At 43.8% G+C, this 24,287-nt stretch carries 23 protein-coding genes; 13 read left to right on the top strand and 10 right to left on the bottom strand.

The genetic code is table 11. The annotated features are described in order from the left end of the window. Positions 1–3: 3 nt before the first annotated feature. Complete coding sequence (locus GO495_RS32535) at positions 4–1,056, bottom strand: DUF4271 domain-containing protein (RefSeq protein ID WP_157301275.1); 1,053 nt, start codon at positions 1,054–1,056, stop codon at positions 4–6. A gap of 33 nt (positions 1,057–1,089) precedes the next feature. Between GO495_RS32535 and hemW the strand changes: the two genes are divergently transcribed. Beyond that, complete coding sequence (hemW, locus tag GO495_RS18875; protein WP_240915263.1) at positions 1,090–2,271, top strand: radical SAM family heme chaperone HemW; 1,182 nt, start codon at positions 1,090–1,092, stop codon at positions 2,269–2,271. Between the two features lie 244 nt (positions 2,272–2,515). Here hemW and GO495_RS18870 read toward each other — a convergent pair whose 3' ends face one another. The 3 genes from GO495_RS18870 to GO495_RS18860 all read right to left on the bottom strand — a co-directional run bounded on the left by GO495_RS18870 (position 2,516) and on the right by GO495_RS18860 (position 5,378). Continuing rightward, positions 2,516–3,703 carry an aldose epimerase family protein gene (locus GO495_RS18870; RefSeq protein WP_157301274.1) on the bottom strand — a complete coding sequence of 396 codons (1,188 nt, stop codon included), beginning with the start codon at positions 3,701–3,703 and terminating at the stop codon, positions 2,516–2,518. A 102-nt stretch (positions 3,704–3,805) separates the two neighbouring features. Further along, the gene (locus tag GO495_RS18865) at positions 3,806–4,780 is read right to left on the bottom strand and encodes a deoxyhypusine synthase family protein (protein ID WP_157301273.1); all 975 of its coding nucleotides are present in this window, start codon (positions 4,778–4,780) and stop codon (positions 3,806–3,808) included. 148 nt (positions 4,781–4,928) lie between these two features. Further along, complete coding sequence (locus GO495_RS18860) at positions 4,929–5,378, bottom strand: hypothetical protein (protein ID WP_157301272.1); 450 nt, start codon at positions 5,376–5,378, stop codon at positions 4,929–4,931. Between the two features lie 215 nt (positions 5,379–5,593). Here GO495_RS18860 and GO495_RS18855 point away from each other — a divergent pair, with 215 nt between their 5' ends. The 6 genes from GO495_RS18855 (at position 5,594) to GO495_RS18830 (ending at position 10,605) form a co-directional block, all read left to right on the top strand. Then, positions 5,594–6,178 (top strand): acyl carrier protein phosphodiesterase, encoded by a 585-nt coding sequence (locus GO495_RS18855; protein ID WP_157301271.1) that lies wholly within the window; start codon positions 5,594–5,596, stop codon positions 6,176–6,178. Between the two features lie 47 nt (positions 6,179–6,225). Continuing rightward, positions 6,226–6,816, top strand: coding sequence for a DUF2911 domain-containing protein (locus tag GO495_RS18850; protein ID WP_157301270.1), 591 nt, complete (start codon positions 6,226–6,228; stop codon positions 6,814–6,816). A 408-nt stretch (positions 6,817–7,224) separates the two neighbouring features. Continuing rightward, the gene (locus GO495_RS18845) at positions 7,225–8,364 is read left to right on the top strand and encodes a cystathionine gamma-synthase (protein WP_157301269.1); all 1,140 of its coding nucleotides are present in this window, start codon (positions 7,225–7,227) and stop codon (positions 8,362–8,364) included. Between the two features lie 110 nt (positions 8,365–8,474). Then, positions 8,475–9,248 carry a TIGR02757 family protein gene (locus GO495_RS18840; protein ID WP_157301268.1) on the top strand — a complete coding sequence of 258 codons (774 nt, stop codon included), beginning with the start codon at positions 8,475–8,477 and terminating at the stop codon, positions 9,246–9,248. Between the two features lie 14 nt (positions 9,249–9,262). Further along, complete coding sequence (locus GO495_RS18835) at positions 9,263–10,225, top strand: DUF6263 family protein (protein ID WP_157301267.1); 963 nt, start codon at positions 9,263–9,265, stop codon at positions 10,223–10,225. A 50-nt stretch (positions 10,226–10,275) separates the two neighbouring features. Next, the gene (locus tag GO495_RS18830; RefSeq protein ID WP_157301266.1) at positions 10,276–10,605 is read left to right on the top strand and encodes a hypothetical protein; all 330 of its coding nucleotides are present in this window, start codon (positions 10,276–10,278) and stop codon (positions 10,603–10,605) included. Positions 10,606–10,613: 8 nt separating this feature from the next. Here the strand turns inward: GO495_RS18830 and GO495_RS18825 are convergent, their stop codons facing one another. Next, a complete protein-coding gene (locus GO495_RS18825; protein WP_157301265.1) occupies positions 10,614–11,276 on the bottom strand; it encodes a sterol desaturase family protein in 663 nt (220 codons plus the stop codon). Positions 11,277–11,527: 251 nt separating this feature from the next. Here GO495_RS18825 and GO495_RS18820 point away from each other — a divergent pair, with 251 nt between their 5' ends. Together GO495_RS18820 and GO495_RS18815 are read left to right on the top strand one after the other, a co-directional pair. Beyond that, positions 11,528–12,535: a fumarylacetoacetate hydrolase family protein gene (locus GO495_RS18820; protein ID WP_157301264.1), complete on the top strand. Its 1,008-nt coding sequence runs from the start codon at positions 11,528–11,530 to the stop codon at positions 12,533–12,535. Beyond that, a complete protein-coding gene (locus tag GO495_RS18815) occupies positions 12,536–13,420 on the top strand; it encodes a flavin reductase family protein (RefSeq protein ID WP_157301263.1) in 885 nt (294 codons plus the stop codon). A 109-nt stretch (positions 13,421–13,529) separates the two neighbouring features. On the opposite strand, the gene GO495_RS18810 is transcribed toward GO495_RS18815, so the two are convergent. Together GO495_RS18810 and GO495_RS18805 are read right to left on the bottom strand one after the other, a co-directional pair. Further along, positions 13,530–14,261 carry a DUF4197 domain-containing protein gene (locus GO495_RS18810; RefSeq protein WP_157301262.1) on the bottom strand — a complete coding sequence of 244 codons (732 nt, stop codon included), beginning with the start codon at positions 14,259–14,261 and terminating at the stop codon, positions 13,530–13,532. Between the two features lie 113 nt (positions 14,262–14,374). Beyond that, a complete protein-coding gene (locus GO495_RS18805; RefSeq protein ID WP_157301261.1) occupies positions 14,375–15,208 on the bottom strand; it encodes a universal stress protein in 834 nt (277 codons plus the stop codon). 112 nt (positions 15,209–15,320) lie between these two features. On the opposite strand from GO495_RS18805, the gene lysS reads away from it, so the two are divergent. After that, positions 15,321–16,832, top strand: a complete 1,512-nt coding sequence (lysS, locus tag GO495_RS18800; RefSeq protein ID WP_157301260.1) for a lysine--tRNA ligase — start codon at positions 15,321–15,323, stop codon at positions 16,830–16,832. A gap of 203 nt (positions 16,833–17,035) precedes the next feature. Next, positions 17,036–19,156, top strand: a complete 2,121-nt coding sequence (locus tag GO495_RS18795; protein WP_157301259.1) for a S9 family peptidase — start codon at positions 17,036–17,038, stop codon at positions 19,154–19,156. 764 nt (positions 19,157–19,920) lie between these two features. Here the strand turns inward: GO495_RS18795 and lptC are convergent. Both lptC and GO495_RS18785 read right to left on the bottom strand, forming a co-directional pair. Then, on the bottom strand, positions 19,921–20,475 hold the full coding sequence (gene lptC, locus GO495_RS18790; RefSeq protein ID WP_157301258.1) for an LPS export ABC transporter periplasmic protein LptC: 555 nt from the start codon (positions 20,473–20,475) through the stop codon (positions 19,921–19,923). Positions 20,476–20,530: 55 nt separating this feature from the next. Continuing rightward, a complete protein-coding gene (locus tag GO495_RS18785) occupies positions 20,531–21,166 on the bottom strand; it encodes an LON peptidase substrate-binding domain-containing protein (RefSeq protein WP_157301257.1) in 636 nt (211 codons plus the stop codon). Positions 21,167–21,307: 141 nt separating this feature from the next. Here GO495_RS18785 and GO495_RS18780 point away from each other — a divergent pair, with 141 nt between their 5' ends. Both GO495_RS18780 and GO495_RS18775 read left to right on the top strand, forming a co-directional pair. After that, positions 21,308–22,234 carry a glycosyltransferase family 2 protein gene (locus GO495_RS18780; protein WP_157301256.1) on the top strand — a complete coding sequence of 309 codons (927 nt, stop codon included), beginning with the start codon at positions 21,308–21,310 and terminating at the stop codon, positions 22,232–22,234. A gap of 10 nt (positions 22,235–22,244) precedes the next feature. Then, positions 22,245–23,288 (top strand): glycosyltransferase family 4 protein, encoded by a 1,044-nt coding sequence (locus GO495_RS18775; protein ID WP_157301255.1) that lies wholly within the window; start codon positions 22,245–22,247, stop codon positions 23,286–23,288. Positions 23,289–23,401: 113 nt separating this feature from the next. On the opposite strand, the gene GO495_RS18770 is transcribed toward GO495_RS18775, so the two are convergent. Then, positions 23,402–24,277 carry a glycosyltransferase family protein gene (locus GO495_RS18770; RefSeq protein ID WP_157301254.1) on the bottom strand — a complete coding sequence of 292 codons (876 nt, stop codon included), beginning with the start codon at positions 24,275–24,277 and terminating at the stop codon, positions 23,402–23,404. Positions 24,278–24,287: the final 10 nt, after the last annotated feature.

Here is a 24,287-nt window from a genome sequence, read left to right as displayed (position 1 = left end):
TTGCTAGTGACTACCAGGACTACCAGTTAACCAGACCAGTAACACCTTAGTTATTATTAAAACCGGCGCTACTTCGAATGCGCAAAGGTAAAGAAAAAAATGTAATCTGCTGAAAGATAAGTATTGTTTTACCACAGAGTAAGACCTGATATACCTGTACGCAACCAGTAACACAATGAAAAAGATCGAAATATAGAGGAAAGCACGTGCTACATCCGGCTGGCAAAATGCCAATATCACAAGGAATGGCACCAGCAGAATACCTAACACCTTGTTAATCAGATATAAAATGAAAATATAAGAATCCGCCAGCTCAATACTTCCAAACAACCATCCACAAAAACGTAACATCACATATTTAACACTATAGACGATTGCCACCAGCACAATTAATCCCGGAATTACCATCCAGGCATTACTTGTATTTGTAATATACTGCTGACGGAACATCAACAGGTAAATATATAATGCCAGGCTGATCACAAAAAAAGCATTCAGCAGGAAATTCGGGAAAGGAGATTGTGATAACTGGTCCTTCAGCTGACGCTGACTTAAAGTGGGGTTCAAAAATGCCCGGAACAGGTCGGTGAAATATTTCAGATAGCTCAGCCGTATAATACCCAGCAACAAAACAATACCACCCATCGTATATACCAGCCAGTCAAGGTCCCTATAGTGACGCAACGGGTTCACATCAAGCCGCCTGGGCTTGTTCACCTTTAAAAACACGTTCTTCGCCACCAGCTCCTTCATGTAAACATCATACTCCGATACCTTCGGCCCCACCACCGTCACACTATCCGCCGGCGTTTGCAATAAACTGTCCTTATGAACAGCAATAGCCGGGGCCGCCGTATGTAATACGCTGTCTTTACGAATAGCCGGAGTGGCATGTGACTGGGTATCCTTACGAACAACCTGGGCCTTTTTCTTTACCGGAACAGAGTCCCGGTGAATAGCCGTTTGCGTTACCGGCAGCGACTGTACGCCACTATCCGTTTGTGCAGCCAAACGTAAACAGGGTAAAATGAACAGGAACAATAACCACCTTCGCACCAGGAATATTTTTTAATGCTGTAATTTCGATGTTTGCAAAGATATAAAAATAGTCCACAGTCTTTGACTATCGACTACTTAACAACAATGGCAGGTATTTATCTTCATATTCCTTTTTGTAAACAGGCTTGTTACTACTGTAACTTCCATTTTTCCACCACGAGAGGACAACAATCCCTGCTGGTGCAGCAATTGCTGCAGGAAATGGTCCTGCAACAGGGCTACCTGGCAGGACAATCCATCAGCAGTATCTACTTTGGCGGAGGCACTCCCAGTCTTTTAACAGCAGAAGAATTAAATCTTTTGATGGATAAACTGTATTCCCTCTTCAAAATAGAAGAGAATGCAGAAATTACCCTCGAAGCCAATCCGGACGATCTCTCCCCGGCTAAACTGAAAGAACTGTCCGCTACAGGCATTAACAGGCTAAGTATAGGTATCCAGTCCTTTCATGAAGCAGATCTTCAATGGATGCACCGGGCACACGATAGCCGGCAGGCGCTGGCCAGTATTAAAGATGCGCAGGCGGCTGGTTTCAATAACCTTTCCATAGACCTGATCTACGGCGGCCCCACCCTCAGCGATGAAGGCTGGCAGCAAAACGTACAACAGGCGATCGACCTACAGGTAACACACCTTTCCTGTTATGCGCTTACCGTAGAACCAGGCACTGCGCTGGACCAGTTCATCAAAAAGAAGAAAATGGCCGCTGTAGATAACGAAAAAGCGGCCAGGCATTTTGAACAACTCATGAAATGGACGGCTGCGGCCGGTTACGACCATTACGAAATATCCAACCTCGCCAAACCGGGATGGCATTCCCGGCATAACAGCAGCTACTGGCAGGGACAATCTTATCTCGGCCTGGGGCCCTCTGCCCATTCTTTTAACGGGCTTTCCCGGCAATGGAACGTGGCCAATAATGCATTGTACATAAAAAGCCTGCAACAGGGTGCTGTCCCTTTTGAAAGGGAAGAACTGACCCCTGCCATGATGCTCAACGAATACATCATGACCTCTCTCCGCACTTCCGCCGGTTGCAACCTCTCTACCATCCAGGAACGTTTCGGTACCGGTAAACGGCAACAATTGCTTGATAAGGCTAATGAGTTTATAGAGAAAGGCTGGATGAAAAAGGAGCAGGATGTATTAATCCTGACAAAAGAAGGCCGGCTTTTCGCAGATGGCATCGCATCGGATCTCTTTTTTGATTAATCAACTATTCATATCCTGCTTTAAAAGCTTTCTGGTGGCTCATGTTATCATCATTCCTTCATCACTCCTATAGCACTCCTATATCATTCTACCGGCATTCCTATATCCAAACGATATAGGAATGATGAAAGAATGTTGAAGGAATGGGCTTTCCATGATGAAAGGATATAGGATTTTAGTCCAGGAACATCAATAAAAAAGGCCGGTCCTGTACGAACCGGCCTTTAAAATATTATCCGAACAACTATTTCTTAACACCAAACTTGTAAACGCAGGTGTGTTTATAGGTTTCTCCTGGTTTCAGTACCACTGTAGGGAAAGAATGTCCGTTTGGAGAATCAGGGAAATGCTGGGTTTCCAGACAGAACGCTCCACGGAAAGCATAGGTCTTACCACCTTTACCGGTATCAGTACCATTCAGGAAGTTACCGCCATAGAACTGAACACCCGGTTCGGTCGTCCATACTTCCAATGTACGGCCGCTGGCTGGTTCCAGTACAGAAGCTGCAAGGGAAAGTTCATTACCTTTTTTATTCAGCACGTAGTTATGATCATAACCATTACCGAATTTAATCTGCTGGAAGCTGGTATCGCCCACTCTTTGACCGATAGCTGTAGGCGTGGTAAAGTCCATTGGTGTACCCTTTACGGCTTCCAGTTTGCCGGTTGGGATCAATGTACTGTCTACCGGAGTGAAACGGTCTGCATTAATCATCATGATGTGATCATTAATATCTCCGTTGCCAGCGCCTTTTAAGTTAAAGAAAGAGTGATTAGTGAGATTTATTACCGTCGCTTTATCAGTAGTCGCCTCATAATCAATCTTAAACTCGTTACTGTCTGTCAGTTCATAGGTAAGGGTTACATCCAGGTTGCCCGGATAACCTTCCTCACCATCTACAGATTTGTAATGGAATTTCAATGTATGATCATTAGGCTGCTCAGCATCCCATACCACATCATTGAACCCTTTTTTACCGCCATGCAGGTGATTAACCCCGTTGTTCACAGCCAGTGTATATTCTTTACCGTCCAGTTTGAACTTCCCTTTCGCAATACGGTTACCATAACGGCCCACGATACCGCCATAATATCTTTCTTTGGTGCTGACATATTTTGCAATATTATCATACCCGAGTTCTACGTCTGCCAGTACTCCTTCCTTATCAGGAGCCAGCAGGCCAACTATTTTGGCGCCGTAATTTGTAACAGCAGCCTGTACTCCGCCTTTACCTTTCAGGTAATACAGTTTAACGGGTTTGCCGTCAATGGTGCTGTCGAACTTTGCAGCTGGTATTTGTGCCTCTATTGAAAGGCTGTCTTGATTGGTACGCATACTATCTACGGAATTATTATTGGTTTTTGTACCAGACTGGCAGGCGCTCATACTTACAGCGGCCGCCACTGTTAATAGTGGAAAGACATTTTTCATAATTTGTTGGAATATTATAAGGGTACAATATACGCTTTTCACAGAAAACGAAAAAAGGAGAAAAGTTGCCTTTTCTCCTTCCTGATAAAGTAACTAAAAGTCTTACCAGCCGAGCAGGTAAGCAAATATCAATGGAGCTACGATAGTAGCGTCTGATTCAACAATAAACTTGGGTGTGGTAATATCCAGTTTCCCCCAGGTGATCTTCTCATTAGGCACTGCTCCGGAATAAGAACCGTAAGAAGTGGTAGAATCTGAGATCTGGCAGAAGTAGCTCCAGAAAGGCACATCATGCCATTCCAGGTCCTGGTACATCATAGGCACTACGCAAATCGGGAAGTCACCTGCAATACCACCACCAATCTGGAAGAAGCCTACACCTTTACCCGCAGAATTCTTACGGTACCAATCGGCCAGCCATATCATGTATTCGATACCGCTCTTCATGGTAGAAGGCTTCAGATCTCCTTTGATACAGTAGGAAGCAAAGATGTTACCCATGGTACTATCTTCCCATCCTGGTACGATAATAGGAATATTACGTTCTGCAGCAGCGATCATCCAGCTATTCTTAGGATCAATTTCATAATGTTCCTTCATAGCGCCGCTCAGCAACAGCTTGTACATATATTCATGAGGAAGATAACGTTCTCCTTTATTGTCAGCATCTTTCCAGATCTTATAGATATGTTCCTGGATACGGCGGAATGCTTCTTCTTCCGGGATACAGGTATCTGTAACCCTGTTAAAACCATCCTGCAGCAGGTCCCACTCTTCCTGAGGGCTGAGATCACGGTAATGTGGCACCCTTTTATAATGGGTGTGTGCTACAAGATTCATTATATCTTCTTCCAGGTTAGCACCTGTACAGGAAATAATGTCCACCTTTCCCTGGCGGATCATTTCCGCGAAAGAAATACCCAACTCCGCAGTACTCATAGCACCGGCAAGAGATACCAGCATCTTTCCACCTTCCAGTAAATGTGTCTCATATCCTTTAGCAGCATCCACCAATGCAGCAGCATTGAAGTGGCGGTAGTGGTGCTGGATAAATTGAGAAATAGGCCCTTTATTCATGTCCGTTAAAAGTTTAAAATCCAAAACAGAGGGCCAAAGGTAAGGAATTTGATCTGTCTCTCTTCGTTTGCAGGAAGTTGATAAAAAAAGATAGTCCATAATACCCCGTGGTAATATGGACTACAGTACAGCGAGAGGATTTAACGACCTACGCTTTCTTCATGTTCTGGTGTACAGTCAGTGAACCTGAACTGGTAGCTTTAATGACTTTCCAGGAGCTGGCATTTTCAAGTGTTACATAATAAACGAGACTTCCTTCAGACTGGAATTCTACTACCCAGCGGATCTTTTCCTCAGGATAACGTTTAGCCAGTTTGTTTGCAACAACTAATGGTAACTGATCTTCCTGAATGTAACGACGTGTAGCCAACAGGTTACCATCACCATCAAAGTATGCAGTTACACTATGTTCACGCAGCGTAAATCTGGCCATGAACGTTTTGTTGTCATCGCTGTACCACTTGATAGCAGAAGCGCCTGCAAACTCTTTGTCAAGTGCCGTTTTTAATTTACTGGAAGCTTCCAGTTCTTTTGTACCTGCAAATAATAATTGTGTACTTAACAGCGCAGCTGTTAAAAATAACACTGTCTTTTTCATGCAATTCATGATTGAAAAATTACCAGGTTTCATGGCGGAAACTTTTTAATTTGTTTATAATAACAATAATATTTGTCTATAGTTCAGGCAAAGTCAAATCTTTTATCCAAACCTTACACATCAAAGACATCACAGTTATTAATAAGTTGCATGAGGATCAAAAATGTTTCAATTCTTTACGTTAACTAATTGTTAAAGCCGTTAACTTCATGTTCATGAATTACCTCGCTCACGCATATCTGTCTTTTAATAACCCGGCATTAACAGTTGGTAATATGATTGCTGATTTTGTAAAAGGCAATCGATGGCAGGAGTATGAAGAAGGTATTCAGCAAGGCATCCGCATGCACAGAGCAATAGATACGTTCACGGATCAGCACCCTGCAACACTCGCTGCAAGAGAATATTTTCAGGCTTCATCCGGCAGATACAGCGCCGTATTTATAGACGTCGTTTACGATCACTTCCTCGCAACAGATAACACCATCTTCACAGAAAATTCACTGGCAACATTTTCATCACAGGTATATCAGATATTAAATGATCATTATGATATTTTACCTCTCAGGTTTCAACAGATGTTCCATTATATGAGTACACAGAACTGGTTATATAATTACAGCACAAAAGATGGCATACTAAAAAGTCTAAACGGAATAGTACGCCGCGCTAAATACCTGGAAGGAACAGGCGATGCTGTTTTTACCGCAATGGAAGATAATTATGACGAACTGGCTGCCCACTACCGCAAATTTTTCCCCGAATTAATCACATACGTGAAAGAGGCATTTCCCCATTAAGCATTAAGTTGTAGGTTTGTGCCAGAACAAAGAACTGTTAGCAAACCATGAAAAAACTCGTATTAATAGCACTGCTCCTCACCACGGGCATGCTCGTAAACGCACAAGACAGGAAGTTGCCTCCTCTTGATTCCAGTCCCATGGATATGGCGTATTACCCTGTAATGTATCCTTACGTAGTAAAAGTAAAAGGCGAACCCGGTCAGTTAGTGGCCCGTGTAATCTACAGCCGTCCGCAGAAAAAAGGAAGAAAGATCTTCGGAGACCTGGAACCTTACGGTGAAATTTATCGCCTCGGGGCCAACGAAGCCACTGAAATTGAGTTTTACCGCGCAGTTACTATCGGGGGCAAAAACATTCCTAAAGGCAGATATACCATGTATTCCATCCCGGATGAAAAAAAATGGACCCTCATTATTAACCGTGATACTGATATCTGGGGGGCTTTTAAATATGACAAAAGCAAAGATGTTGTGAGGACCGACCTTCCCTTAACCACACTGGATACACCGGTAGATCCCTTTACAATGGTATTTGAAAAAGCGCCTTATGGTGCTAACCTCATTATCGCCTGGGATATTGTAAGTATTACATTGCCGGTTAAATGGTCCGATAAAACAGTGACAGGTAAGAAATAAAAAAATGTGCTGATGCTATAATGAAAGTGAATCATCAGCATCAGCACATTTAATAATAAAGGTGGTAAGAATACCGCCCACGAATTTTAACCATATCCTATGAAAAACCTTTTCAAAAGTAACAGGAATAACTGCGGGAATACTACGCTATTGGCCAAAGTCATTAAAATAGTTCGTGAGTGATGCGAATTACTAGGTGTAGTAACATTTGATAGCCATTTCTGACAAAAAACCCGTACCCCTTGCGTATTTCTACGTTTCAGATCACTTACGTAATTATACTTATATTAAAATTCCACTATTCCACCCGGGTTCCTTCTGCGTAATATGCTGCTGCCTGAATCCCATAATTAGTACCTTTGACGCATTCTACTTAAAATATCAACTCATTACTAAATACTTACAGGTATGAAGCTGGGAACTAAACTAATACACGCAGGCGTAGCACCCGACCCATCTACCGGGGCCATCATGACCCCCATTTTTCAAACTTCCACTTATGTACAAAGCGCTCCCGGCCAGCATAAAGGCTATGAATACGCCCGTACACAGAATCCTACCCGCGACGCATTACAGAACGCCCTCGCTGCTATAGAGAACGGTAAATTCGGTATCTCCTTCGGAAGTGGCCTCGCTGCTACGGACGGGGTAATGAAACTCCTGAGTCCCGGCGATGAGGTCATTGCGTCCAATGATCTCTACGGTGGTACCTATCGCATATTCACAAAGGTCTTTGAACGCTATGGTATCAAATTCCAGTTCATCAATATGCAGGATGCCCAAAACATAAAGAACTATGTAACAGCAAAAACCCGGTTGATATGGATTGAAACACCTACCAACCCACTGCTGAACATCATTGATATAGAAGCCACTGCGCAGATAGCTAAACAACATAATATACTTCTTGCTGTAGATAATACCTTTGCTTCCCCTTATCTCCAGAACCCACTGGACCTGGGCGCAGACATTGTAGTACACTCGGCTACCAAATACATCGGTGGTCACAGTGATGTGGTACACGGCGCCCTCATCGTGAAAGAGGAAGCCCTGGCCAAACAACTCTACTTCATACAAAACAGCTGCGGTGCCGTTCCCGGGCCGCAGGATTGTTTCCTGGTCCTTCGCGGGCTCAAAACACTGCACGTACGCATGCAAAGACATTGCGAGAACGGCGCTGCAATAGCGAAGTTCCTTCGCCAGCATCCTAAAGTGGCCAAAGTATACTGGTGTGGTTTCGAAGACCATCCCAATCACCATATTGCCAAAAAACAGATGCGCGATTTCGGAGGTATGATCTCTTTTACGCTCAAAGACGATAGCCAGGAAGCGGCCTTCAAAGTACTAAGTAGTACTCATCTCTTTTCCCTGGCAGAATCACTGGGTGGCGTAGAATCTCTCATCGGTCATCCTGCCAGCATGACACATGCCTCTATTCCCCGCGAAGAACGTATCAGCAACGGTCTCGTCGATTCTCTCATCCGTCTCAGCGTGGGTATAGAAGATGTTGAAGACCTGATAGCCGATTTGCAGCAGGCCATAGGATAAGCCATAGCAGCGGGATTTTCTTATTTATTCTGCATCTTTGCTTATTTTCAATGCGATATGTATCATTGACATATAGATGCATGTCCTGATAAATAACCGAATATCAAATTATGAAAGTGCAGCAACTCAAGGCCTTCTTAGACACAAAGGTGGCATACTATAACAATCCCGACTTTATAGAAGGCGATCCTGTTTGTATACCTCACCAGTTTAGTGAACTGCAGGATATTGAAATTGCAGGGCTGTTTGCTGCTGTACTGGCATGGGGCAACCGCACGACTATCATCAACAAGTGCAGGGAACTGATGCAGCATATGGATAATGCGCCATATGATTATATCAGGAACCACCAGCCTAAAGAACGACTCAAACTCATGCAGTTCTGTCACCGTACATTTAACGGTATAGATCTGCTGTACTTTATAGAATTCCTGCAACACTATTACGAAAACATCATCTCCCTGGAATTTGCCTTCAGCGGTCATATGACTCCCGGCGACGTGAATGTGGAAAAAGGATTGATAGGATTTCATAAAACATTCTTCTCCCTCGAACACCCGGAAAGGACCCGCAAACACATTTCAACACCAGAAAAGAACTCCGCCTGTAAACGGCTGAACATGTATCTGCGCTGGATGGTAAGAAATGATGAAAATGGCGTGGATTTTGGACTATGGAAGCACATTTCACCTTCCCAGCTCGTGTGCCCTGTAGATGTACATGTGGCAAGAGTGGCTACCAGACTGGGGCTGATAGCGGAAGCAAAGTCCGACTGGCGCACGGCACTGGACCTTACAGACCAGCTGCGTCAACTGGATCCGGAAGATCCCGCCAAATACGACTTTGCACTGTTCGGCCTGGGTGTAATTGAAAAATATGTATAATAAACTATAGTGTAATGATGAAGCGATTTTTCGTGTCAATGGCATTAGGGGCAGCGCTGGCTATACCAGCATTCGCCCAGGAACAACCGGAACAAAGGGACTTTATAGATCTCAGCTACAATTTCCAGAAAGGACAGCAATTCGAACTGAAACAGGAAAGCCGCAGTGAAACTTACACCACGGTAGATGATGTAACAAATCGCGTTACCCGCGATTTTAATAACACCATCACCATCGATGTGGATGATAACATCGCAGGCGTCGCTACCCTCACATTTCGTTACAAAGAGCTGAAATTCAACTTCAATACCAGGAACCAGAATATCCTGGTAGATGCGAACACACCAAATGATAAGGAACCATTCCAGGCTGCCCTCAAAAGCATACTGAACCATCCTTTCACAGTAACCCTCCAGTCTACCGGTTATATTACCAAAATCAACGGGTTGGATGAACTGCTGGATAAAGCCTCCGCTACCTTCACCAGCCTGAAAGAGAACGAACAGGAAGCCTATAAGAAACTGATGAAAGACCAGTTCGGTACCAACGCCTTCCGCTCATGGCTGGAACAACTGCTGGTTACATACCCCGTACGCAGTATCAAATTAGGTACCCGCTGGGAAGAAAACGTGCCTCTCCGTACTGGCCTCGTGGGTAGCATAGACCTTTACTGGAACCTGCAGACCTGGGACGCTAAAACCGTTAAAATAAACGGTACCGGTAAAGTAAATACCAATAAAGTAGAAACATTTACCATTGAAGATGGTATTCAGGCTACCGCTGAGATTAACGGTGATATCATGACCAACTATCTCATCGACCGCTCTTCCGGTTTGCCCAGCATCGCTGCCCAGAATACAGAAATGAATGGTACATATACCTACCTGGCCAATAAAGCCAAGCGTATCAAAAAAGATATTAAAGTGCCCGTGAAAATTGTGACGAATGCGTCTTACAAGATTAAACAAATGAAATAATAGCTCAACAAAAAAGCTCCTCACAGAGCTTTTTTGTTATAATAAAATGTATGGATCCCATCATATTTCAGGAAACAGTCTTGCAATTATCAGAAGATGCAGCCCTGGCCATTCGGCCGGGCATTACTTATGAACAGCTGGAAGAACTCCTTGCACAAAAACTGGAAGAGCTGATCAGTCACAACTTTCAGCAGTTCGTACTTTTACTGTACAAGATTGATGTAGCCGAAAATAAAGTGCGTGAAGTACTTGAAGCAGACATAACTCCCAATGCCTACCGCAAAATAGCTGCCCTGCTGATTCAGCGGCAACAGCAAAAGATCATTTCCCGTAAAGAATTTACAAAACCAATTGATGACAATGAGGAAGAGAAGTGGTGATCGGGCTATTACTTATTAAACATTAATTCTCTTACTTTTTCTTTATCCTCTTTTTCCTTTTCCAGGTCAAAGCTGGTCCTGAATACCCAGTCCCAGAAAGAAGAACTTACGCCATAACCTTTATCATCCCCTTTATAATGATGCAAATGATGATTACGCCAGAGAGGCTTCATCGCCTTTATAGGAGGATTCCAGGCATGGATCGCATAATGCATGCTTCCATATATAAGATACCCAAGCAAAAAGCCGGGGAAGAACATAAAAGCTATATCATTCATGAAAAAATACTGTGCACCAAAGATCACCGATGCCAGTATCAGACTGGGTACCGGTGGCATAAACAGACGCTGCTTGTCACGTGGGAACTCATGATGGTTGCCATGTAACACATACACAATACGTTGCAACCTTGGGTTCTCCGTTGTAAAATGAAATATGTAACGATGGATCGCATATTCAAAAAGCGTCCAGCAAACCATCGCTCCCAGGAAAACAGTTATTACTGTAAATAATCCAAATCCCAGCGTTACATGACTGTAATACAGCATGAACCCGATAATAGGCAGATACATTCCCCATATCGCAAGGGGATGCGTTTTGGTGAGCATTTCCAAATACCTGCTTTCAAATAATCTAGCCTGTCCTTTATTCTTAATCTTATCAAACTTCATGACCTCCGGTTTTAATTTTTTTGAGTCAAAATAGGTTGAATAGCCTCTGTGCTTCCTTTCAACAATGTATTGCCGACTGAATATCTCCACTAATATTATGCCGATTCAATTGCCAATAAGTATAATTATTTTACTAATAAATGAACCCGTATGCACACACTAACAATAACGTTCACAGAAAGTTGTACCCCTACAGATAAAAATATCATTTTACCTATATTTACAACTCATACAACCAGAACATTGACTTTATGAAATTAGTTACCTACCTCCGGGATGAGAGCGATCAGCTGGCAATATTAGTTGGCAACACGTTATACAATACCCAGGATTTACACCCCGATTTACCCGGAAATATGCAAATGTTTCTATTGATGTGGGATGATGTCATCGGCATCGCTAAAGAAGCGGATGCCCAATTAAAGGCAGGAAAACACGTTGGCATAGGTATGGGCATCCCATACGATCGCGTACATGTCATCGCTCCGGTCCCCTTTCCTTCTTCCTGCCGCGATGGCTACGCATTCCGTCAGCACGTGGCTACTGCCCGCCGTAACCGCAAAATGGAAATGATCCCGGAATTCGACCAGTTCCCTGTCTTTTATTTCACCAACCATAACGCTATACAAGGCCCCGGCAATGTATACTGCATGCCGGACCATTTCGAAAACCTCGACTTTGAACTGGAAGCGGCCGTTGTAATATGCCGGCCCGGACGTAATGTCACAGCTGCTGAAGCAGATGACTATATAGCAGGGTTCATGATCATGAATGATATGAGCGCACGCGTATTACAGATGGATGAAATGAAACTCAGCCTCGGCCCTGCCAAAGGAAAAGATTTCAGCACCGTAATAGGCCCCATGCTCGTAACTCCTGATGAACTGGAACACCTGCTGATACCGGCAAGACCAGGACATACCGGCAGGAACTACAACCTTAAAATGACATGTAAAGTAAATGGCATCCAGGTGAGCGAAGGGAATATGGGGGATATGAACTGGACATTTGCCGAAATCATTGAACGTTGTGCCTATGGCGCCAATATCCTGCCCGGCGACGTAATAGGCAGCGGCACCGTAGGGACCGGATGTTTCCTGGAACTGAACGGTACCGGTAAATTAAATGATCCCAACTATCCCGTACAATGGCTGCAACCAGGCGATGTAGTGGAAATGGAAATCGATGGACTGGGGACACTCACCAATACAATAGTGAAGGAAGAATCTGATTTCTCCATTCTCAAACTGAAGAAATAAATGCAAATCACTCCCGGACAGGTAAAAACCGCCGAGCTGCATGCCTGGCTGCAAAGCGCTATTGCGCCCAGGCCTATCTGTTTTGCCAGTACAATGGACAAAGACGGGCAGCCTAATTTGTCTCCCTTTAGCTTTTTTAATCTTTTCGGGAGTAATCCTCCTACTCTTATATTTTCCCCGGCACGCCGGGTACGCGATAATACCATCAAACATACACTGGAGAATATCTACGATACCAAAGAAGTAGTGATCAATGTGGTCAGCTATGCCATGGTACAACAGGCCTCATTGTCCAGTTGTGAATATCCCAGAGGTACCAGCGAATTTGAGAAGTCCGGCTTTACACCCCTGCCTTCAGAAAAGATAAAACCCTTTCGCGTAAAAGAAAGCCCTGTACAGATGGAATGTATAGTAAGAGAGGTCATAGAGACAGGGCAGGAAGGGGGAGCAGGTAACCTCGTTATCTGCGAACCGGTTTTGATCCATATCAATGATGATATACTGGATAGTAAAGGAGCGATAGACCCACACAAAATAGACCTTGTTGCCCGGATGGGAGCCGATTACTACTGCCGGGCATCAGGGAATGCCGTATTTGAAGTGGCAAAACCTAATACAGCGCTGGGAATAGGAGTAGATGCCCTTCCGTTAACGATCCGTTACAGTAATATTCTTACTGGCAATAACCTGGGCCAGCTGGCCAATGTACCACAGCAACCAGTCATTGACCCTGCATTTGATGACGTACATCTGAAAAACATCTTCCAGTACTACAGCATCGCACCGGAGGAAATGGAAAAAGAACTGCATCGCTATGCACAGCAACTGCTGGAACAAGAGAAAGTACAGGAAGCCTGGCAGGTTTTACTGGCAGGAAGTCTGTAAAATAGATATAAATGGGAAAAGGCCGGCAACTGCCGGCCTTTTCCCATTTATATCTTAGCAGGCTCCTTTATGTCTGAAGCATGGATCACCCAATATTAGCCGCGCATTTTTACTTTCCAAATACCTTCTTCAGCAGATCGGTAGTTCTTGCCGCCGGGTTAGCACGGATATTTGCTTCCTCTTTAGCGATCTGATCAAACAGTGCATTCACTGCCATACCAGTTACATAATCCTGCAGATCAGGATTGATCTTGTTAAAAGTAGTAGGCAGCTTATTGTAAGAAGTTACAATGTCACCATAGTACCTGGTAGCGCTGGTGCTATCCAGTGAACCTTTAACAACAGGCGTAAACGCTGATTTCAGTTTATCAGTGGTTTTACCTTTAAAGTATTCAGTAGCCGCAGTTTTATCACCCTGAATCAACTTCAGTGCATCTGTGATACTCATCTCCTTAATGGCATCTACAAAGATAGGAGCTGCATAACCTACCGCTTTTTCCGCAGCACGGTTAATAGACAGGATCGCTTTATCCACCTGGCTGCCTAAACCAATACCACGTAATGTATTCCCTGCTTTCACAGCATCCGGCGGAAGCAACATCTTATATGCCTCATTACCAAAAAATCCGTCCTTCTTATTCAACATAGCAATACCTGCGGTCACCCCTTTAGACAATGCTTCTTTAATAGCATTACCTGCGTCGGTCTGCGTAACACCACTGGCAGTTGTACCACCGGTAGCAGAGCTTACGGCATTACCTAACTTTTTTAACAGCTGCGCCTGGGTAGCGGGCAGAAAGCCAATCCCGGATAATAACAAAAGCGATAGTTTCTTATACATATAGTTCGATGTTGTGGTTTTACATGCAAATTAGTAACAATATTTATACAACCAACCGGTTAAAGATTAGAATAATTTAAAACGGGAAAGGTTTAACAATGTTTAACATATCCTCATTCATGGATAGCAAGCAGAGGAATATGAGTATGGAATGCCAGCTTTGCTGTGCGACTCCTTCTGAACAATCCTTCAAACAATCCATGCTTGCGGGGAACAGTAAGGATCAGGTCTGCCTGTATCTTATCTGCATACTCCATAATTCCTTCTACAATATCATCATGATCAATAAAATGATAAACAGGATGATAGCCTTTCAGTAAGTTATCCAGCAACAGGCTTTCAAGCGGGATCTCCGCATTCAGGCCCTTTCCTGCTCTGTCTATATTCAATACATGCAGTTCCGCACGGAAGATGTCCAATAAGTTCTTAAGAGGAGCAATGGGGGTATGTGTGCCTATTTTCTTGAAATCACAGGCAAACAGGATTTTGTTGATAGGTTTGAAAACCAATTCTCCAGGTACGATCATCACGGGAAAAGTAGTATGTTTTACCACATCTATCGTATTAGAGCCTACCAGGATCTCCTCCAGCTGCCCGCCTCCGGTAATCCCCATCACGATCATATCTGCCATTTCTTCTTTCGCTACTTCCTCTATATTAACTGCCAGCAGGTTGTTATCTGCACGTACATCCAGTACAGCGCCGGCAGGTACCAGCTCGGACAAATCCTCCCGCATTTTCGCAAGACCAGCCTCACTGGCTTCCTTTAACTCCTTAGGATCCACCACAGGTATGGATGTAGGTAAATCCGGTACCGGTATGATTAACTCATAGGCATGGTACAACAGAATGCGACTGGTACCCAGTTGCGCTGCCAGTTTCAGCGCGTAACGGGCTGCATTGTAAGCTGTTGCCGAGAAATCTGTAGGTACTATAATGGTTTTCATCCATTTAAGAGTTTAGTGTTGAAAAAATTGCCAACACCTGTAAATAGAAAATTTGATGCCAATTCCCCGCTAAATCAGCTATTTTTGCACTCCATTATTCTAATTAGTACTCATGACACCACTATCTGAGCAAGAGATCATACGCAGGGAGAAAATGCAGGAACTGGAAAAGTTAGGAATTAACCCCTATCCTGCAGAAGAATTTCCCGTGAATAATACTGCCGCAAATATCAAGGCACTTTATTCAGAAGAAACAAAAGACCAGTTCCAGGACGTTTGCCTGGCGGGCCGTATTATGAGCGTGCGGGACATGGGTAAGGCTAATTTCGCACAAATACAGGACCATACCGGCCGTATGCAGGTTTATATCCGCCGCGATGATATCAGCGATGGTGAGGATAAAACCATGTATGATACCGTTTGGAAAAAATTATTGGATATCAGCGATATCATAGGTATCAGAGGTTATGCCTTTATTACCAAAACAGGAGAACTCTCCATACACGCAACAAAGATCACGGTACTGTCCAAAGCATTACGTCCACTTCCTATCGTAAAAGAAAAAGAAGGCGAATCCTTTGATGCTGTTACTGATCCTGAATTTAAATACCGTCAGCGCTATGTTGACCTTATCATTAATCCGGAAGTAAAGGATGTGTTTATCAAACGCACCCGCATCATGCAGACCATCCGCGATTTCTATAACGAAATGGGTTACCTGGAAGTGGAAACACCGATCCTGCAACCTATTCCGGGTGGCGCTGCTGCAAGGCCGTTCAAAACACATCACAATGCGCTGGATATGCCGCTGTATCTCCGTATTGCGAATGAACTCTACCTCAAACGCCTCATCGTAGGGGGTTTTGAAGGGGTATACGAATTTGCCAAAGACTTCCGTAATGAAGGAATGGACCGTACCCACAACCCTGAGTTCACCGTAATGGAAATGTACGCGGCCTATAAAGATTATGAATGGATGATGCGTACCACAGAAACGCTGCTGGAAAAGATCGCTATCGCCCTGCATGGTACCACACAGGTACAGGTAGGTGATAAAGTGATCGACTTCAAAGCGCCGTTCCGCCGTATCAGTCTTTATGACGCTATTAAAGAACATACGAACATCGATGTTACCAACATGGGTGAAGATGAATTGCGCGCTACCTGCAAACAGTTGAATATCTCCGTTCCTCCCAGTATAGGTAAAGGCAAACTCATAGATGAAATCTTCGGCGAAACAAGTGAGCATCATTATATACAGCCTACTTTCATCATCGACTATCCCGTGGAAATGAGTCCGCTTACCAAAAAGCATCGTAGCAAAGCCGGACTGGTAGAACGTTTCGAGCTGATGGTAAATGGTAAAGAACTTGCCAATGCCTATAGTGAGCTGAATGACCCGATCGATCAGCGCAAGCGTTTCGAAGATCAGGTAGAACTCATGCAGCGTGGTGATGATGAAGCGATGTACATAGACTACGATTTCCTTCGCGCCCTGGAATACGGTATGCCGCCTACTTCCGGTATCGGTATCGGTATTGATCGTCTCACTATGATCATGACAAACCAGCCGTCCATACAGGATGTACTGTTCTTCCCGCAAATGAAACAGGAAAAAATATAACAAAAAAAGCCCGGCTAACTACCGGGCTTTTTTTATGCCCGCCCCCTTTGATCTCTCTATCTCTTCAATCCCTGATAAACTTTCGGCCATTCTTACAGCCTCTTCAATCCCCAATCAGAATTTCTCCAACCCACTCATCCGTAATTACTACCTGATCATTTCTATTTTATTATTTTCGTTTCATATACAACAACATCCAAACTATGCGTACAAGACGTTATTTGTCAGTCTGTTTAACCGCAACAGGATTTTTCATCTCCGGCCTTCAGGCACAGGAGAAAAAAGACCTCAGCTTCGGACAGATATTCAAAGGAGAGGCCAGCGGCTTATCCCAACCCTTACCAGCCATCCGCGGATGGGCCGATGATACCCACTACATCGAAATGCGTTCAGACGCTAAAGCCTGGAAAGTAGACGCCCAGACCGGCAACGCTACTCCTTATGAAAAAGCTCCCGATGGAGCCAGTGTTGCCGTTATACAAAACGATATCATCTACACTTCTGATGAAGGCATAAAAACACAATTAACACACGATACCACCCAGGAAAGAAATCCAACCCTCTCCCCGGACGGTAAATATGTGGCCTTCACTCATGGTAACGACCTGTACAGCATAGAAATCGCAACAAAAAAACAAACCCGCTACACAACGGACGGAACAGACGTTATCTATAACGGCTGGGCCTCCTGGGTATACTACGAAGAAATCCTCGGCCGCCCGTCAAAATACCGCGCCTTCTGGTGGAGCCCGGACAGCAAACACATCGCCTACATGCACTTCAACGACAGCAAAGTGCCTGTATTCCCGATCTACAGCGCAACAGGACAACATGGCTACCTGGAAAACACCCGTTACCCCGAAGCAGGAGATACCAACCCTGCCGTAAAAGTGGGCATAGTTCCGGTTACCGGTGGCAACACCGTATGGTCAGACTTCAACGAAAACGACGACCAATACTTCGGGACTCCCTTCTGGACAGCAGACGGTCACCTCTGGTTACAATGGATGAACCGCGGACAGGACAATCTGAAAATCTATGACGTCAATCTGGAAAACGGGTCTAAAAAAGAAGTTTACGACGAAAAACAACCTACCTGGATAGACTGGAAAGACGATATGACCTTCCTGGAAAATGGTAAAGGCTTCATCATGCAAAGCGATAAAACCGGCTGGGCACACCTTTACTGGTATAACATGGACGGTTCCCTGAAAAAACAGTTAACCAGCGGAAACTGGACAGTGAACAGTATCGCCAGCATCGACAATAAAAACCTGCTCATCTGCTTCGTTGCCAGAAAAGAGGCTTCCACCCGTACAGACCTCTACCAGGTAAATATGAAAACAGGTGTAATCACCCGCCTTACCTTCGGGGATTACTTCCATAGCACAATGGTAAGCCCCAATGGTTCCTTCTTCATCACCACCTATTCCAACCTGGCCACTCCTCCTGTAATGGCCCTGTTGAACAACAAAGGCAAGGTGATAAGAGAGCTCGGCCATAGCAAAGGGCCCCAATTCGACCAGTATAATCTGGCCGGCACAAAGATCCGGTACTACAAAACAAGGGACGGCCTGGAACTTCCCATGACCATCACCATGCCCTTACACATGCAGGAAGGTAAAAAATACCCTATCCTCATCAGTATATATGGCGGTCCCAATGCAGGCACCGTGTACGATAACTGGAAATCGTCCCTCCCCGCCCAATGGCTGGCAAAAGAAGGCATCATCCAGGTAGCGATAGATAACCGCAGCTCAGGACAATTGGGCAAGATGGGTATGAACTACATCCATCGCCAGCTGGGCAGGCACGAAATCGAAGATTATATGGATGCCGCCACCTGGCTCCGTGCCCAACCCTGGACAGACACCAGCAAGGTCTGCATCACAGGAGGCAGCTTTGGAGGATATATGACCTGTATGGCATTGACCTACGGCGCCGGTGTATTCACCCATGGTATGGCCAACTACTCCGTTACTGACTGGCAGCTATATGACAGCCACTACACAGAACGCTATATGGATACCCCTGCTGAGAATCCGGACGGTTACCGTATTACCAGTCCCATTTATTACGCAGACCGCTACAAGGGCATGCTAAGGATCACCCATGGCACGATGGACGACAACGTACATATCCAGAACAGTATTCAGTTTGTAGATAAGCTGGAAAACCTGGGTAAACACTTTGAGTTCATGGTATACCCCGGCGAACGCCACGGTTGGAGAACAAGTATAAAGAACAGACACAGCGATAACGAAATGTATCGTTTCATATATAGATACCTGCTGGAACAACCGTTTCCAAATGGATTTGAATAAGTGAGATGTTATCTGGGAGGTCCCGTGATGCTGAGAAGCTCACGGGGCTTTTCATTTAAAGGAGAGTAGCGGGGGTTATAAAAAAAGAAACGGGGCTGGTGGATACCGGCCCCGAAAAATTTTAACCATATCTTTATTGAAAAACCTGTACCAAAGGTGCGGTTATTTTGAATACAGCCATAATCCATTTTAGTGAATGCTATATTTTAGTTGGGGAACGTAATGAATAAGAAGTTAAACGTATTGCAAAAACCAGGGAAAAATTGCCTTATCGGCTAATTGGTGAGTAACGGGTTTCTAATTATCAGTTGCTTAAGAAGGAAGTAAAGGCTAATTATAGTCTTGATAGGGGGCTCATGTTTGTAGCAGTTCTAAAAAAATAGAAGGGCGGTAAGAATACCGCCCTTGTAATAATTTTAACCATATCCTATGAAAAACCTGAACCAAAGATATACTACCGGAAGTTGCATTTTGGTCCCCTTTCCGTGAACGTTATAAAATAGTTCGTAAAACAACCTATTTCGATAGGTCAGCCATTATATGTTGATTATTATCATATTAAATTAATTTTAAATCGTTTTTTAATGCCATTTGACCAGACGAATATGCTAATCGCCCCATATGAAAGAATAATCGTCTATAATGGCATAATTATTGCAATCTCTAATAGACAAAATTTTAGGTTAAAAAATAGGTTAAAGCGAAACGGCCCAACATTGCAGATTGCAGTGTTGGGCCGTCTTCGTTATAATATATTAACTAACTTATTGATTGCTTGTACTATCCTTGATTACAAAAGGACCACTTGGATGTAAAATTGTATAATCACTGAAATCCTGGTTGGATTCCAGACCTGTTCCATACAGGGTATCTGTAAGCGTACTGATACGAACTTCTTTATTAGAATAGAAAATTGCTTTCTTGGAATCCCAGTTCAACTCTTCACAATCCAGTCTTTGCCCTTTTTTATTGATAACCACTACATGGTCCCGCAGGTATACGTTATCATTATTTTCAAAGTACTTACCGTACCGGGCGGTTAACGTACTCTCTACTCCCAGTGTATCATTATAGAATAATGCCTTCAGTCCTTTATTAAACTCCACATATACAGGAGATTGCATATGACGGAGCATTACCGGGGCGGTCAGCTTGGCCTTTACCTTACCCAGCTGGCTGTAAATGGATTCTATATCTTTCCCTTCCTCTACTGCCGCAGCCTGTTTGTCCATCTTCAGGATGGCTTCCATATCATTCTCACAGGAAACGAATGCTAACAGTGACAAAGCGAACGCTAAACGCGTTATTATCTTCTTCATATCTGATTTATACGGCCCCAAATTTATACCAATCCCGGCTAGAAACAAGGCTTCCTTAAAGATCGCCTGCCGTCAGGTTCCTGAAATGCCCGTTTAACTTTACCCGGTCCTTTAGCCTTTCCATCTCTGCCATTAAGGGAAGTACCTTCATCAGGTGCCGTTTCAGGTACTCCAGTCGCTGCAATTCCTGAAACAGATGTAACACCTCGTACTCTTCGTCCAGTGAAAGGCCCGCATGATGGGCCAGGTCATACGCACTTAGCTCTGCATCGGGCTTCTTAAAGCCTTTGTTCACCTGTAACAGGTGATGCAGCTCCCGTAAAGCCTGTAATACCTGGGCCTGCAACCGTTCGTTAGTCCGGAACTGGTTATCCGGATAACTCACGATCGCTCCGGTATATAATTTATCAGGAATACCCTGAATGATCTCCAGCACTCTGAATACCCGGGTACCCCGGGTCACCACGTCCAGCTCTCCGTTTTCGTATTCTTTCTGAATACTCACCACTTCTACCAGTGTTCCATACTCTACTACTTTCTTTTCAATCACAGCAGGTATGCCAAACGGTTTGTTTTCTTTTATACAGTCGGCTATCAGTTGTTTATATCTGGGTTCAAAAATATGCAGGTTCAGCTGCTCCTCCGGGTAAACCACAACGCCTAAAGGGAATATGGGAATGAAATTAGTCATACCGCCTAAATTATAGAATTAGTACTAATCAACGAAATCCGGGCCAATAAGCTGTATAATTAGCCCGCTAACACAAAATAATAATTTATAATTTTATAGCTTTCAGCAAATAACTAATTTTCCGGCTTAATTGTATCTAAAATGCACATAACCTATGATGTTGCTATCATTTTAATCAACTACAACTCCACGGATTATACGAGGGATTGTATCCGGTCTGTTATGAAACATACAGACCCACGGATTAAATGGCAGATCATCGTCGTGGATAACGCATCTTCCACAGAAGCCTACCTGGAATTAAAGAACTTCGTGGATGGAATGGAACATATTACCCTTGTCAGAAGTATCCTCAACGCAGGCTTCTCCGGGGGCAATATGCTGGGTGTACAACATGCCAGAGCCGATTATCTCTATTTCCTTAATAACGATACTGTTTTTCTGAACGATTGCCTCCGGATCCTGTACAGCTTCATGCAGTCACATCCTGATACTGCCCTCTGTTCCGGACAGATGATGAACGGAAAGATGCAACCCATCAGAACGTTCACTTATTTCCCTACAGTGTCCCTGAAACTATTAGGCCCGGGCTTACTGCGTAAATTTAAACCGGCACGGTACCCGGTGCGGGATACCACCTATCAGCAACCTTTGCAGGTGCCGCTGGTATCCGGTGCTTCTATGTTTGTACGTTACAGTATGTTCGCTGCAATAGGCGGATTAGATACCAACTACTTCTTCTACTGTGAAGAAGAAGACCTTGCTTATACATTCAGGAAAAAAGGATGGAACTGTTACCTGGTGCCGGAGGCACAGTTCATTCATTTTGTTGGCTCCAGCACAACCGTTAAAAAAGACTTTCTCCAGGAATATTATTTTTCTTTGATTTACTTCTTCTCGAAACATTATTCCTGGTTAAACTACACCATCTTAAAATGGTGGTTCTTCTTCAAGCTATTGAAGAAAGTATATAAAGGAGGATTCTATGCAAAAATTGCATGGATGATAGCACGCAATGCACCTCCCCGGTACTCCTTACGTTTCAGACAACAAATGCTGCGCTCATAAATAACTGGAAATGCATCTCATCGGATTAGATTTTGAAAAGCTGAAATACCAGCACAACGGATTATACACATTCTGCCTTCAACTGGGGCAACGGCTCCTGCAATACAAACAGGAAGACGAAAAGCTGTTGTACTACCTTCCAAAGGATTTTAACCTGTTCAACGGCAATTTTGAAAAGATACCATATAAATGGTACGACCGCTACTTCTTTAATCCGCCAAAGATGGATGTATGGCATGCCGTACACCAGACAGGTAACGTATGGCCCCGCAAGAAAGCAAGGAAAACGATCCTCACCATACACGATCTCAATTTCCTTTTTGATGATCGTAAAAGCAGTGCAGAGAAAAACGGATTACTGAAAGAAATGCAGCAACAGGTAGATGAAACAGATGTAGTAGTAGCCATTTCTACATTCACTTTACAAACGATTCATCAGCATATCCAGGTGCCGGAAGATAAATGCAGGATCATTTACCAGGGATCTGAAGTAAAAGAATTCCCGGGGTTTGACGCACCGGCATACAGACCTGCAAAGCCTTTCCTGTTCTCTATCGGGATGATACTCCCTAAAAAGAATTTCCATGTATTACCTGCGCTCCTGGAACACAACGATTATGAACTGATCATCGCGGGTAAACAACAGGGAGATTATATCAAAAAGATAGAAGAGGAAGCTGCTGCATTGGGTGTAAGCAACCGCGTAAAACTCTTAGGCACTATTACGGACGAAGAAAAATACTGGTACTACCAAAATTGTAAAGCCTTCATGTTCCCTTCCATTGCAGAAGGTTTTGGAGCGCCGGTAGTAGAAGCCATGCATTTTGGTAAACCGGTATTCTTATCCGATAAAACCAGCTTACCCGAAATAGGCGGAGATGCTGCTTATTATTTCCGCAGCTTCGATAAAACAGAAATGCGGAAAGTATTTGAAGAAGGTATCAATCACTTCGAACAATACAAACCAGTAGCGGCTGTGCAGCAACATGCAAAATTATTCAGCTGGGATACTAACGCAAAAGAATATATGAAATTATACAGGTCCATGTACTGATAAAAAGAGTGTGTCTCAAAAGTAACGGATCTCCCTCAATATGTTTCCTGCAAAATTAAAGAGGCCCCTGACGGAGCCTCTTTAATGTCTCCTCGTAGAATACATCTCTCTATTTATCTGATAATTTTATAATTCTGATAATCGAATAATCGTTTCCCCGTTTTCTTTTCTATCCAATACAACAGCTTACCCTTGAAAGAGAATTTCTTACGACTGATATCATGTTCAAATTTCCAGTTCTTCTTATTGATACGCTCCTGCATCACTGCCGGATGTGTACCGGTAAAAGGGGCCAGAGACTCTACTTCCCCATAATCAAACTGTTCAAGTACCACACGATTTCTGATCCTGTCCTCATCCTTGCCATGATATAACTGGAATGAATTATTCAGCTTGCGGGCCTGTGCTTCCGGATCCTTCACCCATCCGTAATGATAGATGCTGGCATCAATTGGCTTTACAAACAGCTTCTGATCATTCTTACGGAATCCCTGTGCATCACGGTAAGAAGAAATTGTTTTATCATTACGGATAATACGGATTTCATTTTTATACCACATCCTCGAATCGCCTATATAATCATAACTGCCAAAGAAATGTGTATAGTTGAATAACAATCCCTCTACTTTCAGATCATACTTATACTGATTCATAGCAGCACGGATAGTATCATAATCTTTCTCATGCACTATTTCATCCGCCTGTATATAAAAAGCCCAGGTACTGTCTTTACTCACATGCGCAAAGGCTTTATCTGTTTCTACCGCCAGTATACGTCCGCCTTCTTTTAAAGAATCATCCCATACAGAATGTGTGATCTTTATTTTAGGAGATCGTATAGATTGAATAAGCGCAAGTGTATCATCATCAGAATTACCAACACTCACGATCACTTCATCGCATAAAGGAAGAATAGAGTTGATTGATGCCACAACAGGATAATCATACTTCACTGCATTCCTCACAAAAGTGAACCCGGATACTTTCATATAAAAGATA

This window comes from Chitinophaga oryziterrae (assembly GCF_009758125.1).
Classification (GTDB): domain Bacteria; phylum Bacteroidota; class Bacteroidia; order Chitinophagales; family Chitinophagaceae; genus Chitinophaga; species Chitinophaga oryziterrae.
The sequence above is the reverse complement of the archived record's forward strand: the minus strand, read 5'-3'. Positions and strand labels throughout refer to the sequence as shown.

What these genes read in the sequence shown, in the direction of transcription:
- GO495_RS18780 (WP_157301256.1), top strand. Translation starts at nt 21,308, where the DNA reads ATGCACATAACCTATGATGTTGCTATCATTTTAATCAACTACAACTCC.
- GO495_RS18820 (WP_157301264.1), top strand. Translation starts at nt 11,528, where the DNA reads ATGAAATTAGTTACCTACCTCCGGGATGAGAGCGATCAGCTGGCAATA.
- GO495_RS18835 (WP_157301267.1), top strand. Translation starts at nt 9,263, where the DNA reads ATGATGAAGCGATTTTTCGTGTCAATGGCATTAGGGGCAGCGCTGGCT.
- GO495_RS18830 (WP_157301266.1), top strand. Translation starts at nt 10,276, where the DNA reads ATGGATCCCATCATATTTCAGGAAACAGTCTTGCAATTATCAGAAGAT.
- GO495_RS18860 (WP_157301272.1), bottom strand. Translation starts at nt 5,378, where the DNA reads ATGAAAAAGACAGTGTTATTTTTAACAGCTGCGCTGTTAAGTACACAA.
- GO495_RS18815 (WP_157301263.1), top strand. Translation starts at nt 12,536, where the DNA reads ATGCAAATCACTCCCGGACAGGTAAAAACCGCCGAGCTGCATGCCTGG.
- GO495_RS18775 (WP_157301255.1), top strand. Translation starts at nt 22,245, where the DNA reads ATGCATCTCATCGGATTAGATTTTGAAAAGCTGAAATACCAGCACAAC.
- GO495_RS18840 (WP_157301268.1), top strand. Translation starts at nt 8,475, where the DNA reads ATGAAAGTGCAGCAACTCAAGGCCTTCTTAGACACAAAGGTGGCATAC.
- lptC (WP_157301258.1), bottom strand. Translation starts at nt 20,475, where the DNA reads ATGAAGAAGATAATAACGCGTTTAGCGTTCGCTTTGTCACTGTTAGCA.
- lysS (WP_157301260.1), top strand. Translation starts at nt 15,321, where the DNA reads ATGACACCACTATCTGAGCAAGAGATCATACGCAGGGAGAAAATGCAG.
- GO495_RS18855 (WP_157301271.1), top strand. Translation starts at nt 5,594, where the DNA reads ATGAATTACCTCGCTCACGCATATCTGTCTTTTAATAACCCGGCATTA.
- GO495_RS18870 (WP_157301274.1), bottom strand. Translation starts at nt 3,703, where the DNA reads ATGAAAAATGTCTTTCCACTATTAACAGTGGCGGCCGCTGTAAGTATG.
- GO495_RS18825 (WP_157301265.1), bottom strand. Translation starts at nt 11,276, where the DNA reads ATGAAGTTTGATAAGATTAAGAATAAAGGACAGGCTAGATTATTTGAA.
- GO495_RS18810 (WP_157301262.1), bottom strand. Translation starts at nt 14,261, where the DNA reads ATGTATAAGAAACTATCGCTTTTGTTATTATCCGGGATTGGCTTTCTG.
- GO495_RS18850 (WP_157301270.1), top strand. Translation starts at nt 6,226, where the DNA reads ATGAAAAAACTCGTATTAATAGCACTGCTCCTCACCACGGGCATGCTC.
- GO495_RS18805 (WP_157301261.1), bottom strand. Translation starts at nt 15,208, where the DNA reads ATGAAAACCATTATAGTACCTACAGATTTCTCGGCAACAGCTTACAAT.
- GO495_RS18795 (WP_157301259.1), top strand. Translation starts at nt 17,036, where the DNA reads ATGCGTACAAGACGTTATTTGTCAGTCTGTTTAACCGCAACAGGATTT.
- GO495_RS18845 (WP_157301269.1), top strand. Translation starts at nt 7,225, where the DNA reads ATGAAGCTGGGAACTAAACTAATACACGCAGGCGTAGCACCCGACCCA.
- GO495_RS18770 (WP_157301254.1), bottom strand. Translation starts at nt 24,277, where the DNA reads ATGAAAGTATCCGGGTTCACTTTTGTGAGGAATGCAGTGAAGTATGAT.
- GO495_RS18865 (WP_157301273.1), bottom strand. Translation starts at nt 4,780, where the DNA reads ATGAATAAAGGGCCTATTTCTCAATTTATCCAGCACCACTACCGCCAC.
- GO495_RS18785 (WP_157301257.1), bottom strand. Translation starts at nt 21,166, where the DNA reads ATGACTAATTTCATTCCCATATTCCCTTTAGGCGTTGTGGTTTACCCG.